Raw genomic sequence first — 14,997 nt, 5'->3', positions numbered from 1 at the left:
AGCCCCTGAAAAATCAGGGGCTTAGCTGTTTCAATGACCCGGCGTTACCTTACGCTGCCGGGTGGAAGATCCCACTAATTGTCAACGAGCTGGCTAAGTGCTTGATTTTTCAGTGTTTTCCAAACCATTCAGTTACCGATACCCTCATAAATACCCTCGCCGAATTTATCTATGGTTGCCGTTTGGTCGCGGCCGGGATGAGCGAAACTAGTCCGCTCGCCCGTACCTGCCACCAGATGCTTCTGGGCGATGACGACTTCGTTTCGGCACATCAGCAATCGCAGCGTTCCGATGCATTCAAAGATACGCCAAGGCAGCAGCGCCGCGCTGTCACATTGTCACCCGCGCAATATCAAGCCCGCTATAGCGACAGAGACGAGGCCATGGCACGCGCTTATCTGTCTACCGCTTTTACCATGCCCAACATCGCCGCCGCTTTTCACATGTCGAGCAGGACGGTCAGTCGGGCCGTATCGGCATTTAATAATGCGCATCTTACTGTAGATCGAGAAGGCCAAGGCTGAGAACGTGTACGAAAGGCGGACCTGACCCCGCCCCCGGACGTTACCCCGGCCCACGAATGTCGGCGCCGCGATAGCAAACGACACAGGAGCACGCTTGCTTGATCTGACTCGATCTACAGCGTGCCGTTGAGGTCAGCGCACGGCTGGCAGTGGCTACGGCCCCGTTTGCTCATAGGACGAGCTCCAGGATGGACTGAGCGACGCCTTTTTGGCAAGTAAAGGCGTTGCGCGTGGCCGTACGGCCGAGCCGGGTTTCGATGTGGCAGATGACTTCCTCTAAAGGCATCGCCAAGGAAATCTGCGGCACCAGCACCACGTAACCCGTCTTCTTCAAGTTGGATTGCACGGCCAAGCGGGCCAATGCGCCAACGGCTCGCTGCGCATAACGTTGCGGATCGCGCACATCAATGCCAAGGAACCGCTGTCCCTCGACCAGCAGCACCTGCAGTGCGACGATGTCGCTCCAAGGTATAGGTCCAACTGCAAGCGAGGACGCGTGATCAACAATGCCGGTGTCGCCGATTACCATGGAAGGTCCAGTATCGAGCGCCTTTTTACCCCATAAATAGGTGCAGAGACCGAAAAACAGAAAGCCCGCCACGCACACCGCTTGCTTGAAAAAACCGACGTCACCGAAAAAAGCTAATCCCAAAGAGCCAGCGGTGAATAGGGCGGACCCGGCGGTCAAGTACACAATAGTTGACTTCTTAGGGTAGATCAGCAAGTCCATCGTTGGTTCCAGTCGAATTTAGTTGGTTTGAAATGCGAGACTGGTTGAGCTACATCCTGAAGCGGTACCGGCCCCGTTGGAGATCAGCATTAGATACGAATCCCATCAAGGGTTTGATGCATCTCCAACCATGATTTCACCCAAAGCGGCTGGCGGCCTCGCCCGCTCCACTGCTGCTCTTGATTATCAGGGTTGCGATACTGAGCAGCCACTGCTTTCTTCCCCGCCTTCACCCCGTTTTTTGGTACGCCTGCGATCAACTGTGTCAGCGGAATACCGACACGCTGAGCAATCGCCAGCATTTCAGCACGCGCTTTTTCTAGTTCGCCTTTTTGGCGTGTCTCGATTTCCCGTGATGCTTGCGCTTCCAGCTTTTTTAACTCGACCAGTGACAATGATGAGATATCCATACGAACTCCTTGAAGGTAATACACATTATGAATGACACCTGTATGTGACTTGAGCACGCATGCCAAATCAACGCCATTCTAAAACAATTACCACGTTCCCTTTCAGTCTTCTTGCTCCTTGTGCCATCGAAATACCTAGCTAAAGCGGGTAATTTCGGCTGGAGTCCTGCGATGAGCCCGAGAACAATAGCAAAGGTCCCCGTTGCCACAAATGAAGAAATATGGAACCACGCCCCCCATCTTTGGCATCGACCTGGCTTGTCGCCATGCTTCAAGGGCAGACCTACGACCAGATCGCAGCTCGGTTTCGGGTTACGAAGTCGACGGTGTCCAAATCAGTTACCGATCTAGCGCGAGAGCTGCAGTCCATCGTTGGTGTGGTCGGCATCGACGAGGACAGTGCGCCCACTGCCCATGAGATCCGCGCGCATGGAAAAGATTATCTGGAGGCGCTGGAACACTTCGTGCCGCTGGCGAAACCTGCGGCCACAACCTCACTTCCGATCATTACCCAGGCGCACATTGACCAGCTGGTGCTGCATATGGCACGGCATAGCCGCTGCAAACAGCGCGATATCGCCCTTCTCCTCATGCTTATCCATACCGGTGCACGTCCGAATGAGATCGCCAGATTGACCGTTGCCGATTACATCGATGCGGCGGGCAGGCTCCGCTCGCCATCGTGGCTTCCGGCAAATGCCGCTTCGAATGGCATAGCACGTCCGCTTCTGCTTTACGACGCAACAGTCTTGTACTGGCTTGACGCGTATCTTGCCTGGCGCGTAGCCGCTGGTTGGGGTGTGAGCGATCGCAGAGAATACCGAGGCCTTCAGGGCGACAGTAGCCTATTTCTCGGCCGGAGTGGCGAATCGTTTACCTCGCCATCAGCGAAAGCCACTGCCGAAAAGGGTTTACATGATGTCTTGCAGCGCATCTTCCGCTACGCCAATCAGCCTGGTCTGGGTGTGCTGGGCGCGCGCCGATCTGTTGCACATCGGTTGCAGGCCGACGGCTGCACACTCGACGAGATCGCGTTTTATCTTGGGACACGCACTGGTACAGTGCGGCGCCTGCTGGCGACAAGTCCCGGCAAGCCACCCCATCCAGGCACCTCCGGCACTTGAACACGACCCATCTTGCCATCGCTCGAACGACCTAGGTTCGCTCGCCCCGTAGCAAGGTGTCTGGACAAGGATCTCGGGGTTGACTCGCTAATGGTCAATGAGAGGATGGTTTATCGCTCATTTTCACGTCACGGAGACCATCATGGACAAAGAAATCGTCAACCGCTCACTGCCGCAAGGCGCTCCGCCAACGGTCCTTGGAGAACGGCCGGCCCGCATTCCCACGGGCGGCACGATCCGCGCCGGCATCAAGGTGCTTACCAAGGCGGCAGCGAGCAATCCGCAAGCCAAAGCGATGTACGAGCAAGGGCTGGCCTCAAACTGTTCGTTTGAAGAAATCGGACAAAAAATTGCCGAGGCATTCCCGGATATCAAAACACCGCTTGTTCCCAAAAATGTGGCTTGGTTCACCGTACGGCCCAATGACTTTCCCAACCCGGCCCTGGCAGCGCAGATCTTGGCGACGTTTGGCGAAGATCGCGGCGACGGTGTCATCCGGCTGTACCGTTTTCCAGTCATTTTCCCGGCCGACACCTGGCAATTGGTCATGCCACATGAGCTGGCCGCCTGGGCACGCAATGACAAACGCTACTGGAGCGAGTATGCGTCAGATGGCCATACGCGCTACTGCAAAATGTATGCGCCCGTCCGTTTTGATGAGCGCAGCCAACGCGTGGTTCGCACCTTTGGCGGTCGCCCAGTACAACTACGCCCAGAAAACAATGGCGTATGCGATCCCGAAAACTGCCCGGAATTTCAGAACCGGCAATGTAATCTGACCGGAAAATTCATTTTCTATATTCCAGGCATTGCCTCGATTGATGCCTTTGTCCTGCACACGAACAGTTTTTATGCCATGAGCCGCGCCATCGAGCGCTTTGAAACCATCTCGTTCATGCGCGGTGGCCGCCTGGCCGGCTTCCTCGATCAGCACCGCACGCCCTTCTTTTTCAGTAAGAAGCTGCGCGACGTCTCCCATATCGATCCCAAAACCGGGCAATCCGTGCGCAGTGCACACTGGATTATCGAGTTGGAAGCACCAATCGATGTCTCTTCCCTCCTGATCCAGCATGACGATGAAAGCGCTTTACACCTGGCCGATCAGGCCGCCCATATCCTGCAGGGGCAAAAGGAACAACAAGACATTGCCTCATTGCAGCTCCGCCCCGATGAGGCACTTGAGGTGCCACTGGAGCAACCGGCACAGAGTGAAGCATCCATGCAGCAGAAAGCGGCCACTGACGCCACGGCATTGGCGCCACCTCAGCAGGCCAACCACTGCGACGAAGAGGAAGCAATCCGCACCCTGTTTGACCTGGCAGCGGCCTATGGTGTAGAGCAGGATCGGTTTGGCCTTTTTGCAGACCGCCAGTGGGGAGCGGGCTGGCGGCGCAACCCGAACGGCCGTCAACGCGTGCTGGCGGAACTGGAACGCTATCAGAACGATCCGGAAGGCTTTTGTGAAAAAGTCAATGCCCGCCTGCGCGCGTCGGACACCCCTTCATCCGCGCCGCGCACACCAGCAGCGCCAGCCAAGGGAGATTAGTTATGCGCATCGCTCACTTTTCCGATTTGCACTATGCAGTATCGACCTTGCCCGAGGTCGATACGTGCTTCACCTATGCCGTAGACCAGGCGATCGCAAGACAGGCAGAAGTCGCCGTCATTACGGGCGACACCACCGATCATGCCCTGGATGCCCATTCGCCGGCGTTGATGGCGCTTGCGCGCCAGATCCGGCGTCTGGCCGATCATTGCCCGGTCCTGATGCTGCAAGGGACGTTTTCCCACGAACCTCCCGGTACGCTGGATCTGTTTTCCCTGCTAGGGGGTCGTTATCCCATACATGTGGCTAACCGCCTGCAGCAGGTCGTCCTCAACAGCCGGAGTGAATGGACTGCCTCCACACACTCGCGCTTCGATGCAAACGAATGGCGCGACGAAGATTGCACCCTGCTCTGCTCATGTGTTCCGACCATGAATAAGGCGAATGTGGCCGCCAGTGTCGGCGCGGAACAAACGGGACAGGCCATGGGCCACTATCTTGCGGACCTCCTGGCCGGCTACGCGCCAGGCAATCTGCTGGCGCGCCAGCGGGGTATTCCCACCATCGCGCTCTCCCACGGCACCGTGACCGGCTGCATGACAGAACATGGGGTGCCGATGGCGGGAATGGACCATGAATTTACCGCAGGCGCGCTGTTTCAGGCACAGGCCAATGCGTTCATGCTGGGGCATATTCACCTGCATCAGGCATGGGACCACAACGGACAGGTGATCGCCTACCCCGGCTCGATTGGACGCTTGCATTACGGCGAACAAGGCAACAAGGGTTTCCTGATGTGGGACGTCACCGCGGACAGCGCCAACTGCGAACTCGTCGCGACGCCGGCTCGCCGCACGCTGGAGCTGGCGTTTGCCGGAGCGCCGGATATGCATGCACTGCACCAGTACGTCGCTAGCCACAACATCGAAGGTGCCTGGGTGCGTATCCGCTGGCAGTGCCTTGAAGAGGAACGCGCCACCATCGACCGGGAAGCGATCACGGCACTGTTTCGTGGCGCGGCAGGCATCAAGCTCGAAGGCCGCGTGATCCCGATCACCCGTGCCAGAGCGGCGGGAATGGCACGCTGCCATCAACTTGAAGAGCAAGTGCATGCGTGGGCACAGCAGGTCGATACGCCAGCAGCGCCCTTATTGGCGTGCCTGGCCCAGCTAGCTATCCGCTCACCCGCCGACATTGCTATGGCTGCGCTGTCAAGAGAAACCGTTGCTGGCGACGCTTGCACAAGCGAGCGCCATGCTTCGGGAAACGGGGCTGTGCCGCCTTGAGGCGCGCGTGCGCCGCTTCATACTAAAGACCGGAAGACACTTTGACCAGGAGAGATCACCATGCGCCCTCTTTCCCTCACTTTGACAGGTTTCATCGGCATTCGCGATGGGATGAACAGAGAAACATTGACGCTCGATTTCGAGCGCCTCACAGCCGGCGCCCAGCTGGTGGCCATCGTCGGCCCGAATGGACGCGGCAAAACCACCGTGTTAGACAATATGACGCCCTTTGCGACCATGCCTTCCAAGGCATGGGCTGACGGCCTTGGCAGCTTTTCCTACTACGATGAGGTGTACTTGCCGGTCAACCGCAAGGAACTCCTGTGGGAAATGGCGGGACGGCAATACCGCACCCAGATCATGATTCGGCTCAACGGTAAGCGCAGGAGCGAGGCCTACCTGCATCAGCTCCGCGCTGGCACATGGCAACCCGTGCAACTCCCAGACGGCACCCTCTCCGATGGCCGGATGGAATCCTACCAACGCTGCGTCGAGGACATCGTCGGCCCAGCCGCCACTTTTTTTACCACGGCATTCTCGGCGCAGAACAGGCGCCAGCTGGCTCACTACCGCAATGCGGAAATCAAAGTGCTATTGAGTGACCTGCTCGGACTCGAGCGCGTACGCACCAAGGGGCTACAGGCTGCGGAGACGGCCAAACTGCTGCGCTGCGGGCTATCCGGATGGCAGCAGGAACGGCGGCTGCTACAGCGACAGATCGATGACAATCACGAGATATCGCGACAATTGAGCATGCCCGACGGCGCGCTGGAGACCTTACAACGCGGCAGGCGGGCAGCACTGGCAGCGCTGGATGCGAAAAAAAACACCTTGGCCACCCTCCGGGCCGAACAAACCATCTCCGCAACCTATGTGAACCAGCGCCAGCAGCTCAACCAAACACTGCAGCACCTGCGCGATCGCCTGCTGACACGCAATCAGCAAATCGACGAGCGAGAACATGACCGCGTCGCGGTAGGCCAGGCCATGATCCACCAGATCGTGCAGCGGCGGCACGAGCATGCGCAGGAATATCTGGCTGCAGTCAGCCGGCATGCGAACCTGCGGTTGCTCAATGCCGATCACCGACGCGTGACCCGCGCCGTTCAGCGACTACCGATCCTGACACGCCTGCAGGAATACCGCAGCAATCATGCCGCAATCTGCCGTCAGTTGCATGATCGGCATACGGAGGCAACGTCTCAGCGTGCTGTAGCTCTGCAAAAGATCGATGGGTTCAACCGGGAGATCGGTGAGACGGTATGTCAGATCCGAGCACTGCACCAGCGCCTCTCGCTCACCTCCCTCGTTCCCTGCGCGGGGACCGCGCTCCAGGGACAATGCCAGCTACTCGAGCACGCCCGCTCAGCCCGTCCCATCATTCCCCAACACGAACAATCGCTGCGCCGCCTGGAACACGCCCAGCGCCAGCAAACCGAGGTGCTGTCACAGCTGGACGCGCAAATCGCCGCGATGCCGGATACGGCAGAGCGCTTGGCGCGGGCACTGCGCCGCCTGGATCGTACTCGGGAAAGACACTCAGCCAATCAGCAAGTCGCTGCGCGCGCCAGCGAGATCGAGCAGGCACGGGACAGCATTGACGACGTGATCCGCCGGATTCACCTGCTCGCGCACGCCGTCGACCACGAAACGGATACCGAAAAACAGGAAAAAGCACGCATTGACAAGGAACTGGCAGTCATTGCAGGTGAGCGCGCTCAGATCGCGCAGGGTATTCGCATAGAACGTGAGCGTATTGAACAGCAACTCTCCGCTCTGCCTTTGCCATTCGATCCGGTTCGTCTTGCGCAGGCCGAGCAGGAAATCGCTCACTTCACGGACAAGCTCGCAGAATGTGAAACACAACTAAACGAAGCGATCGGACGCCAGCACCGCCTGACTGAGCTCCAACGCCAGCTACTGGGTCAACGTCAAACGCTAGCCACCCTGGATGCCCGCATCGCTCATATTGAAGAGCAGACAGCAATATGGTCTCTGTTCGCCACATGCCTGGGGAACGATGGCATCATCGCATTGGCCATTGACGACGCGGGCCCCGCCCTGTCGATGCTCACCAACGATTTATTGATGGCATGCTATGGGTCGCGTTTTACGGTATCCATCCGCACGCTGCTGGAGTCGGGTAAAGGCCAATCCAAGGAAGGATTTGACATCATCGTGCACGACGCAAATACCGGCTTTGCGAAGAGCGTATCCAAAATGAGCGGAGGCGAACGTGTCTGGATCAATGAATGCCTCACGCGCGCCATGGCCTTGTATCTGGTCGAGTCGGATAGCCGGCGCAGCGAAACGCTCTTCTCGGACGAAGCCGATGGCGCCTTTGATGCCGAGCATAAACGCATGTTCCTTGCGATGAAGCGCCAAGTCATGCAAATGGGCAACTATCAACAAGAGTTTTTTATTTCACACACGCCCGAGTTGGCCGCAATGGCTGATGCCACCATCGATCTCATCTAGTCTTCAATATACACACCAGTCACCATCACATCACACCACCCGCCAAGCCGCCTTCTGGTATGCACTTCTACACTCTGGCCGTGCCATCGCTTGAAGAATGCCTGGAGAAACAGGGATGATGAGCGAGCTACCGCTCATCATCCCTCATTCATCTATGCACTTCCACCGCTGTAGGTGCGAAGTGTAAATGCCCCCGTTGTCGTGATAACTGCTTGTCAGCATGATTATTCAAGACGCCTCTGCAAATCGTGGGACAAGCTGAACCACCCTGTTTTGCCGCTCGCATATCCGCCTTTGACGGAGCTGGTTTCTCCAACACCTGCCATCTACTGCCTTGGCACAATCACACTTCCATCCGCCATGCGCACGGCATAAGCGCATTTCGGCTGCCGTCTTGGCGAGACGAATACCTTCCAGCCACAATTCCTGCAGCGACTCATTGAATAGAAACACCAGCGGCATTTCCTCCCTTCCGTCGAAGTAGTCTTCGTAGCCTAAGTGCAGAGCTGCCCGAAATGCTTCCAGGTGCACAAGCTCACCGCTACCGGGCCGCCACTTTTGAGTTGCTTCGATATATTGCTGAACCACGGCTAGACCGTGCACCTCATCAGTACCGTCCATCATCACCTCCGTGGCGCTCTACCTCCTCGGCAGGATTCTGCTGGCGCTTCCGTTGCAACGCTCTCAACTGCTCAACACTGTCGCTGATAGCCGCCTGCGCAAACCCCATCAGCCAGGCATCCCGCAATCCGATCTCCTGGTTAAACAAGCGCGGTACCTGCTCGTTGCCCCGCTTGTAATCGTCATACCCCATCTCCTCGGCGCGATATAACATCACGCTCATCAGGTCGTGTCGCCGCCGTTCATCGTAATGGATGTCAAGCGCGCGACAATACTCGTGATAAATCAAACCAATTGTTATGTTGATGACTTCGTTCATGACAATACTCCTCAGTGGAAATGCCCTGCGCCGTCAGCCAAGGATCCACCGTGTCCATAGCAAAGATCCTTTGCTGAACACAGGTGCCCTGTCGTCAGGTCGCAAAAGCAAATGCACGTCCTGTTTGTTCGAATAAACTGCGCGCCGTCCCGGGTCACAACGCGCGTACCGGGAGGCAGCGCCTCTAGCTGCTCAATGAGCGGATCGACTTGTCCAGCTGCGCTGGCGCATGGCGTCCCACTACTCTTCCAAGGTGAATATTGATGTTTCATGATGACCTCCATGCTTAAGGGAATTGAAACGTCCTGGGCAATCGATGCCGGCACATGGCACGAGCCTGGACGAGGCCAGCCTTGCACATGCTGGCAACTTGAAATCTGCTCGATGGATGCCTATCCTGAGCAACAGATGCATATACGAAAACCATCTGTGCTGGATGACGGATCTGATGAGGGCCGCAATTGGCAAAAACATGCTGCAACTTGGCGTACATATCCGACTGACGTCGAGAGACGTCGAGCGCCTGCGCTACGTCACTGGTTTTGAACCGGTGGGTATCAAAAGGCTCACCGACCTCGACGCCTACATCGAACAATGCAAACAGCATTTACGTGGACGTGCAGACGAGACGCGGTTATTGCATAAGCTCATCGACGAGACAGTGGCATCGTGCCGTACGTCGGCCGGCGTCATACTGCATCGATAGCAAGCTTGCTCGTAGTCTGTCCCGGCATCAGGCGGCTCACAGGGTAAGATCCCGAGATCATCACCAGCAGCACCTATCTTTCAAACGGGATCTCGTCGACGCCCCGCCAGACTCGATCGTGAATCAACGCCTTCGTCCGGCAGCGTGCTTGGCCGAACGTGGAGATGCGCCGATGTTGGCACCTTGTCCAGCCTCCGTTACAACGTTTTCGCTCAATGGATGAGCAATCTCTGACGGCGAGACTTCCTGACCAACATCCACCCGACTGGCATCCCCAGTTGTCACCTTTCGCAACTGAGCGACAACCCTGTCATCGCGTTCCGGCAGACAGGCCAACAGAACTGTTCCCATAGACCTGAGCGACCTTGTTGTCAAACTGAGGGGGACACCGAACACCGTATGGAATGCCCAACGGATCGCAGCACCGATCTTGCGCAGGCGTGCCTGACGCGCTTTTTCCCTTCGCAACACATGTTTACAACGCAAATACAGGCCACTATGCTGCAATCTCATTTCACCGTTTTTTTCCAGATGCGCCACCAACTCGGCAGCAATCACTGGATCTGCCACGCGCCGATAGAGACTCGCCCAAACCCGCTCTTCTTCAATGTCGACCAAGGAGCGCCGCCGCTTCCCTGCCCTCGCCTCTGCTTCGTTATGCATGATGTCCTCCGCAAAAACAAAAGGGAACACCGGCATCCTATCGGATGCAGGTGCTCCCTCATCTACATACGCCCCGCCCCTTTAACAAACAAACGAGACAATCTATTTAGCACTCTCCCTCATCTGGCAACGAATAACCGCATGCCGGGCAATAAATGCTCCAGTGCTGATTGATCGTGCCAGACTCGGCGCTTTCCCAGCTGTGATACTTAGCCCGCTCATGCGAACATGCCGGGCACTCCGCCTCAAAGCGCTCATTGTCGAGTTCCATTCCGCCAGGCTCGACACCCCTTCCAAATACCCTGGTTCCCATGTTGGTCTCCTCAGCAGGTGCCTTGTCTGGAGTGTAAGTCACTCCGGGCAAGGCGCCCTATCAGCTGGGTTCGCCGTAACCAGAGCTTCGTCGCGAGATGTACAACACAGGCAAACAACAATCCTATGCGCGACCCTAGGTACGGAAACACACTGTCAGGATGACTCTGATATGGCATCTGCGCGTGCGCTAAAGCATGCGATATACGAGGGTAGCCTGAGCCTGCCCGCAGCAGTGCACACACAACATGCACGTCCCCGTTCCCCTCACGTAACCCGGTGCCGCCAAGCAAAATGCAAAGCGGGTATGGCTGATCCTGTAGAAATTGTCGTTGGGACATGATAGCTCTCCAAAAAAAAGAAGGCACCATGGCCCCGTATGGAGACCGCGATGCCCCACACACGAGAAGATATGCATGGCTATCGTCAAATACCGATAGTCAAGCGAAAAAAGGCCCGCCATTCCTAAGAACAGGGGCCTAATCTGAGAAGTAACGAGTGAACTGTACTTCCATGGCGCAAACGATCCTTTGCTTGCGCACATCAGCCTGCCAGGTGAGCAGGCGAAGATCGGTTGCCGAAGCAACGTGTCGAAGTCTTACTCGACAGATGAATGACGGGTGACGACCGCAACGCTCACCACGTGAGTGGCAAGATCCTGCCAGAAATCCGCGATGGATGGGGCAGGAGCAATGTGAGAGCGATTCTCACAGAAAGCATTCACATTTTGTACAACACAGCGAAATTTTCAAGCGAACGAAAGCGACAAGTTCACCGAATTCTAGCTGTCTAGCACACGTACTCAGGTACTGGATAAAAAGAGTGACGCGGGCCTTGCACTAAAGCGACGTTGTTGATTGGCTCGCCAATCGGGATCAATGCTGGCGACCAGTTGGTCCACATCCCTGATCAGGTCTGGTTGTGGACACTCCAACAGATTGGCCGCGAGGCTCGCACTATCAGCCAAACCATAACCGTATTTTTGCACCAGCAATGCTGCCAGTTCAGCAGTCTCGGCCCCTCGATCCACATCATTTTTTCGGCTCTCAACATAGCTATACAGTTTTTCACGAATACATTGAAGGAACTCATCTAAATCAAACATAACTTCTCTCCTTTTGTTAAATAGGAAGAATCCTATTTTTTTAGACAACATCGAAGGTGAAAGTTTTAGTAGATTGCACAACATAACTCAAGCAAATTCAATGAGATTGCGGATAGGTATCATCATATGTTCTTCCAAGTAATCTGGAGCGTTCATGCACCAATTGATTGAAACAGCGCATAAATTCCCCACCATCGTCACAAGTCGCAATCACATGCTTTTCCAGGCGTCCGAGTCGCGAGACGCGACGCGTATCAGCGATCACGCACGATGTGTGACTAAAATTGCATATAACAAATGGCCGCCCCTCCACCGGCGCATCATAATAAGCTTGCGCCGCGAGGCGGGCATCGGTCACTTCGGCCCCCTTGCATCCGCTTTTCTCAATCACCGTGTAGGTGGAGCCGGCTGTCCGGCATGCTCGCAACAACTGCTGGTCCTCCACATTCAGTTCCATACGACGTCCTCCGCGTGCCTTCCCAGCACCAGTTTCACGAGACTAGCGCCGCTGACCAGCACCACTTTGCTTTTGGTCAAATGGGGATACACGGCTGCGCCGCTGCGTCCGGTATGCAGAAATAGTCCCGCCCCAAAACCGTGATGGCAAATGGCCTCGCCAAAGGCCGCGACATGGTGGTGATTCACATGGCCGCCGTAGCGCTTTGACTGTACCGCATACCAGCCCTGCCCAGGTAGCCACACCTTGCCGTCAATCCCGCCATCCCCGGAATAACGCTGGTTGCGCAGGACAAATAGCCCGGCGTCTTCCAAGGCTGAGAGCACTACTTCTTCGAACACCAGAGGATCCACACTGCGCAGATAAGCCAGGCACCGTGCCGCGTACCCCTCCCCTGTGAACTGCCGCACGGCCCGCAACACCGCGCGCGACTGCGCGATACGCCGGCGATGTTCAGTGAGCCGGCGCAGCCGCACAGCATTGAGCAACTGCGACGCACAGCGAATCAGGATGCCGCTCAGGCCGCGCGAACTGGCCAGAACCGCTTCATAGCGTTCGCGCGGCGGACGCAGTACGCGCGAGCCCCCAGCTTTTCCCTCCTCGATTCGCTCTCTTCCATCAGCACTGGCCACGGCGCGCTTGACCCACCGCGCATGCACATTTCCTGACGACCAACGCTGCCAATGCCCCCGTTTCATGATGCTGCTCCTATTAAATCGACGTCATCACTGCGCCGGACCACCGGCGAACCCAGATATGCATTGCTAATCTGCGGCCGATGGTGGCCCAGCTGTTCGGCCACCTGCCGATAAGCATCCGCCATCACCTCACGATCGATTAACAGCTCGCCGCCCCGCACAGGCGGCTGCACCTGCGTGATATCAAAGTACAGATCACCGGCAAACTGATGCCGTAAGCCGTGTGGCGTGACGCCCAGGTCATTCTTGGTCAGCCCAACTGAACGCACCACATTCGAAAACAGGTCCAGCGACTGTTTCAAGGACAGTCCAGGATGGCCGATATGCCCCCAATCCTGCCGGGCGAGACAGCGTGCACGCGCCAGCGCTTGCCGTTGCTGGGCTGTACGCACTGCCGCGTAGCGCAGCCGGCCGCCCTTCGTCCCGCGCTTGATGCGCAAAAAGCTAATATAGTGATCGGATCGAGGATGCTGGGCCGGCAATGCATACGCCGGTACTTCGGCGGCGCGCGGACAGAACATGACAGCTTCCTTGCGGCGCAGGCCAAACGCGATCATCATCGCCAGCTGCCCTCCCACGTGGCTGTCAACCGCATCGACGGCGGCAATGACCTCATCGACGGCAAGACCATGACTCTCCCACCCCTTGTCGATCAGCGCCCCGTAGGAGCGGCGTACTAAGGCCGGATCGTTCACATAGCTCTCGGCACTGCGCACCAGGCCCGGCTTGCCAATCCAGCTGGCGAAAACCCGGATAAAGCTCATTTGCTGCTGAATGTAGGCCGCGCTGCAGGGATATGCCCGGCGCGGTATGGTCATCGGCATGTCGAGCAACACATCTGCCGGTAACGGCTGCGCCGTCCAGTACGCCATCAACGCGCGCACGTGCCGTTCCGCCAGGTTCTCCGGTATGGGTTTAAAACCCAATTTGCGCAGCAAAGCGAAAATACGGTACAAACCCTGGCTGCGCGCCTCCCTGGTGCTATGCGAAATCCCCTTCCCTACATTGGCATGCCGCTCATTGAACGCGTCCAGCAACGCATCGAGCTGCCCCCTCCATTGTGTGTTGTGGGTCATGACTTCTCCCTCCTGATACTCAAGGATTGTCGACTTGGCATACTGCACTGTCTGGCGCGCATGCCCCAAGTGTGGCCATCAAATAGCATCGGGGCCTGGCCTGCTGCGCCGACGAGGGAGATGTACTCTAGATATTCCAACGCGCTGTCCCTATCTCAGCGTCGATGGCGGATTTTCTATTTGCCCGAAGGCGCGGTGTCTTAAAAATGCTCATGCGAATAACCAGCGAATTTCTCCTTCTGTGTTAGTCCCCGCGTCGTGCGCGAGCAGTGCGGCGCTGACGCCACAAAGACATTTAGGTGCTCCGGCCATTCTCAATTGAACCAGGACCTTGCCCCCTCTTCCCTCACGGTCATCCCATCAGCCCTACCACCAGGCCGCTTCGTGATTGCGCACTAACCAGGTTGATCGAAGCTTCTTCGGCAACGTCACAACAAGGCACCGCGATAGGCTCTTCGTACAGCAGGAAGATTGAATAGGTGATAAATCACTCTCCTGCGGTTCGCGGCCGCAGGCGATACATCGACACTACCAGGATCGTAAATTAGCGACGGAGCGCCGCAAGGCCCTCTCCGATTTGACAAGCGTCTCTTGACGAGAAATCACGCGCGAGCAGTTACCCCCGGCAGGGGCAGCCCGACCTACTTCTTCACTGACATACCACTCAACTCGACCGCAGGGCGCGGCCGATCAACTTCGCTTCGATAGACAGGTAACGACTGCAACGGCATACCACGCTTGCCAGCGCCACATTCGGAACGCGATGTTCCTGGAAGTGGGTCCAGACAGTCGTCACAGAATATGATCAGTTTTTTCGAATGTCAAGCCGATTTTCGGCGCTGAAAATTTGTGATTGAGGCCGAATTTATTTGGTAATCGCATCTGGCGAGGATTTCTCCCTATGAAGAACGCCGCGTGGCCATTCCTCTGATTGTAAATGGT

General features: G+C 56.8%; 15 protein-coding genes. 6 read left to right on the top strand and 9 right to left on the bottom strand.

Annotated features, from left to right (window positions below; all coding sequences use genetic code 11):
- The first annotated feature begins 197 nt into the window (after positions 1-197).
- Complete coding sequence (locus tag KO539_RS17110) at positions 198-524, top strand: hypothetical protein (protein WP_219310671.1); 327 nt, start codon at positions 198-200, stop codon at positions 522-524.
- 169 nt (positions 525-693) lie between these two features.
- On the opposite strand, the gene KO539_RS17105 is transcribed toward KO539_RS17110, so the two are convergent.
- Together KO539_RS17105 and KO539_RS17100 are read right to left on the bottom strand one after the other, a co-directional pair.
- Positions 694-1,254 carry an STM3941 family protein gene (locus tag KO539_RS17105; RefSeq protein WP_219310670.1) on the bottom strand — a complete coding sequence of 187 codons (561 nt, stop codon included), beginning with the start codon at positions 1,252-1,254 and terminating at the stop codon, positions 694-696.
- Positions 1,255-1,343: 89 nt separating this feature from the next.
- A complete protein-coding gene (locus KO539_RS17100; protein WP_128143008.1) occupies positions 1,344-1,664 on the bottom strand; it encodes an H-NS family nucleoid-associated regulatory protein in 321 nt (106 codons plus the stop codon).
- A 221-nt stretch (positions 1,665-1,885) separates the two neighbouring features.
- Between KO539_RS17100 and KO539_RS17095 the strand changes: the two genes are divergently transcribed.
- The 4 genes from KO539_RS17095 (at position 1,886) to KO539_RS17080 (ending at position 8,098) form a co-directional block, all read left to right on the top strand.
- On the top strand, positions 1,886-2,788 hold the full coding sequence (locus KO539_RS17095) for a site-specific integrase (protein ID WP_219310669.1): 903 nt from the start codon (positions 1,886-1,888) through the stop codon (positions 2,786-2,788).
- Positions 2,789-2,930: 142 nt separating this feature from the next.
- Positions 2,931-4,334 (top strand): hypothetical protein, encoded by a 1,404-nt coding sequence (locus KO539_RS17090; protein WP_219310668.1) that lies wholly within the window; start codon positions 2,931-2,933, stop codon positions 4,332-4,334.
- Positions 4,335-4,336: 2 nt separating this feature from the next.
- A complete protein-coding gene (locus KO539_RS17085) occupies positions 4,337-5,620 on the top strand; it encodes a metallophosphatase family protein (protein ID WP_219310667.1) in 1,284 nt (427 codons plus the stop codon).
- A 60-nt stretch (positions 5,621-5,680) separates the two neighbouring features.
- Positions 5,681-8,098: a DNA repair protein gene (locus tag KO539_RS17080; RefSeq protein ID WP_219310666.1), complete on the top strand. Its 2,418-nt coding sequence runs from the start codon at positions 5,681-5,683 to the stop codon at positions 8,096-8,098.
- A 228-nt stretch (positions 8,099-8,326) separates the two neighbouring features.
- Here the strand turns inward: KO539_RS17080 and KO539_RS17075 are convergent, their stop codons facing one another.
- A complete protein-coding gene (locus KO539_RS17075) occupies positions 8,327-8,722 on the bottom strand; it encodes a hypothetical protein (protein WP_219310665.1) in 396 nt (131 codons plus the stop codon).
- Entirely contained in the window at positions 8,706-9,038 is a 333-nt protein-coding gene (locus tag KO539_RS17070) for a hypothetical protein (protein ID WP_219310664.1), read from the bottom strand. Before KO539_RS17070 ends, KO539_RS17075 begins: the two co-directional genes overlap by 17 nt.
- A gap of 472 nt (positions 9,039-9,510) precedes the next feature.
- On the opposite strand from KO539_RS17070, the gene KO539_RS17065 reads away from it, so the two are divergent.
- Entirely contained in the window at positions 9,511-9,744 is a 234-nt protein-coding gene (locus KO539_RS17065) for a hypothetical protein (RefSeq protein ID WP_219310663.1), read from the top strand.
- Between the two features lie 123 nt (positions 9,745-9,867).
- Here the strand turns inward: KO539_RS17065 and KO539_RS17060 are convergent, their stop codons facing one another.
- From KO539_RS17060 to KO539_RS17040, 5 genes are all read right to left on the bottom strand, one after another.
- On the bottom strand, positions 9,868-10,407 hold the full coding sequence (locus KO539_RS17060) for a hypothetical protein (RefSeq protein WP_219310662.1): 540 nt from the start codon (positions 10,405-10,407) through the stop codon (positions 9,868-9,870).
- Between the two features lie 1,114 nt (positions 10,408-11,521).
- Positions 11,522-11,824 carry a hypothetical protein gene (locus tag KO539_RS17055; protein ID WP_219310661.1) on the bottom strand — a complete coding sequence of 101 codons (303 nt, stop codon included), beginning with the start codon at positions 11,822-11,824 and terminating at the stop codon, positions 11,522-11,524.
- Positions 11,825-11,921: 97 nt separating this feature from the next.
- Positions 11,922-12,281, bottom strand: a complete 360-nt coding sequence (locus tag KO539_RS17050) for a hypothetical protein (RefSeq protein ID WP_219310660.1) — start codon at positions 12,279-12,281, stop codon at positions 11,922-11,924.
- Positions 12,272-12,979, bottom strand: coding sequence for a restriction endonuclease (locus KO539_RS17045; RefSeq protein ID WP_219310659.1), 708 nt, complete (start codon positions 12,977-12,979; stop codon positions 12,272-12,274). The genes KO539_RS17050 and KO539_RS17045 overlap by 10 nt, the downstream gene beginning before the upstream one ends.
- Positions 12,976-14,055: an integrase domain-containing protein gene (locus KO539_RS17040; protein WP_219310658.1), complete on the bottom strand. Its 1,080-nt coding sequence runs from the start codon at positions 14,053-14,055 to the stop codon at positions 12,976-12,978. The genes KO539_RS17045 and KO539_RS17040 overlap by 4 nt, the downstream gene beginning before the upstream one ends.
- Positions 14,056-14,997 lie beyond the last annotated feature (942 nt).

This window comes from Janthinobacterium sp. NKUCC06_STL, assembly GCF_019345455.1.
In the GTDB taxonomy this organism is placed as follows: Bacteria; Pseudomonadota; Gammaproteobacteria; order Burkholderiales; family Burkholderiaceae_D; genus Janthinobacterium; species Janthinobacterium rivuli.
The sequence above is the reverse complement of the archived record's forward strand: the minus strand, read 5'-3'. Positions and strand labels throughout refer to the sequence as shown.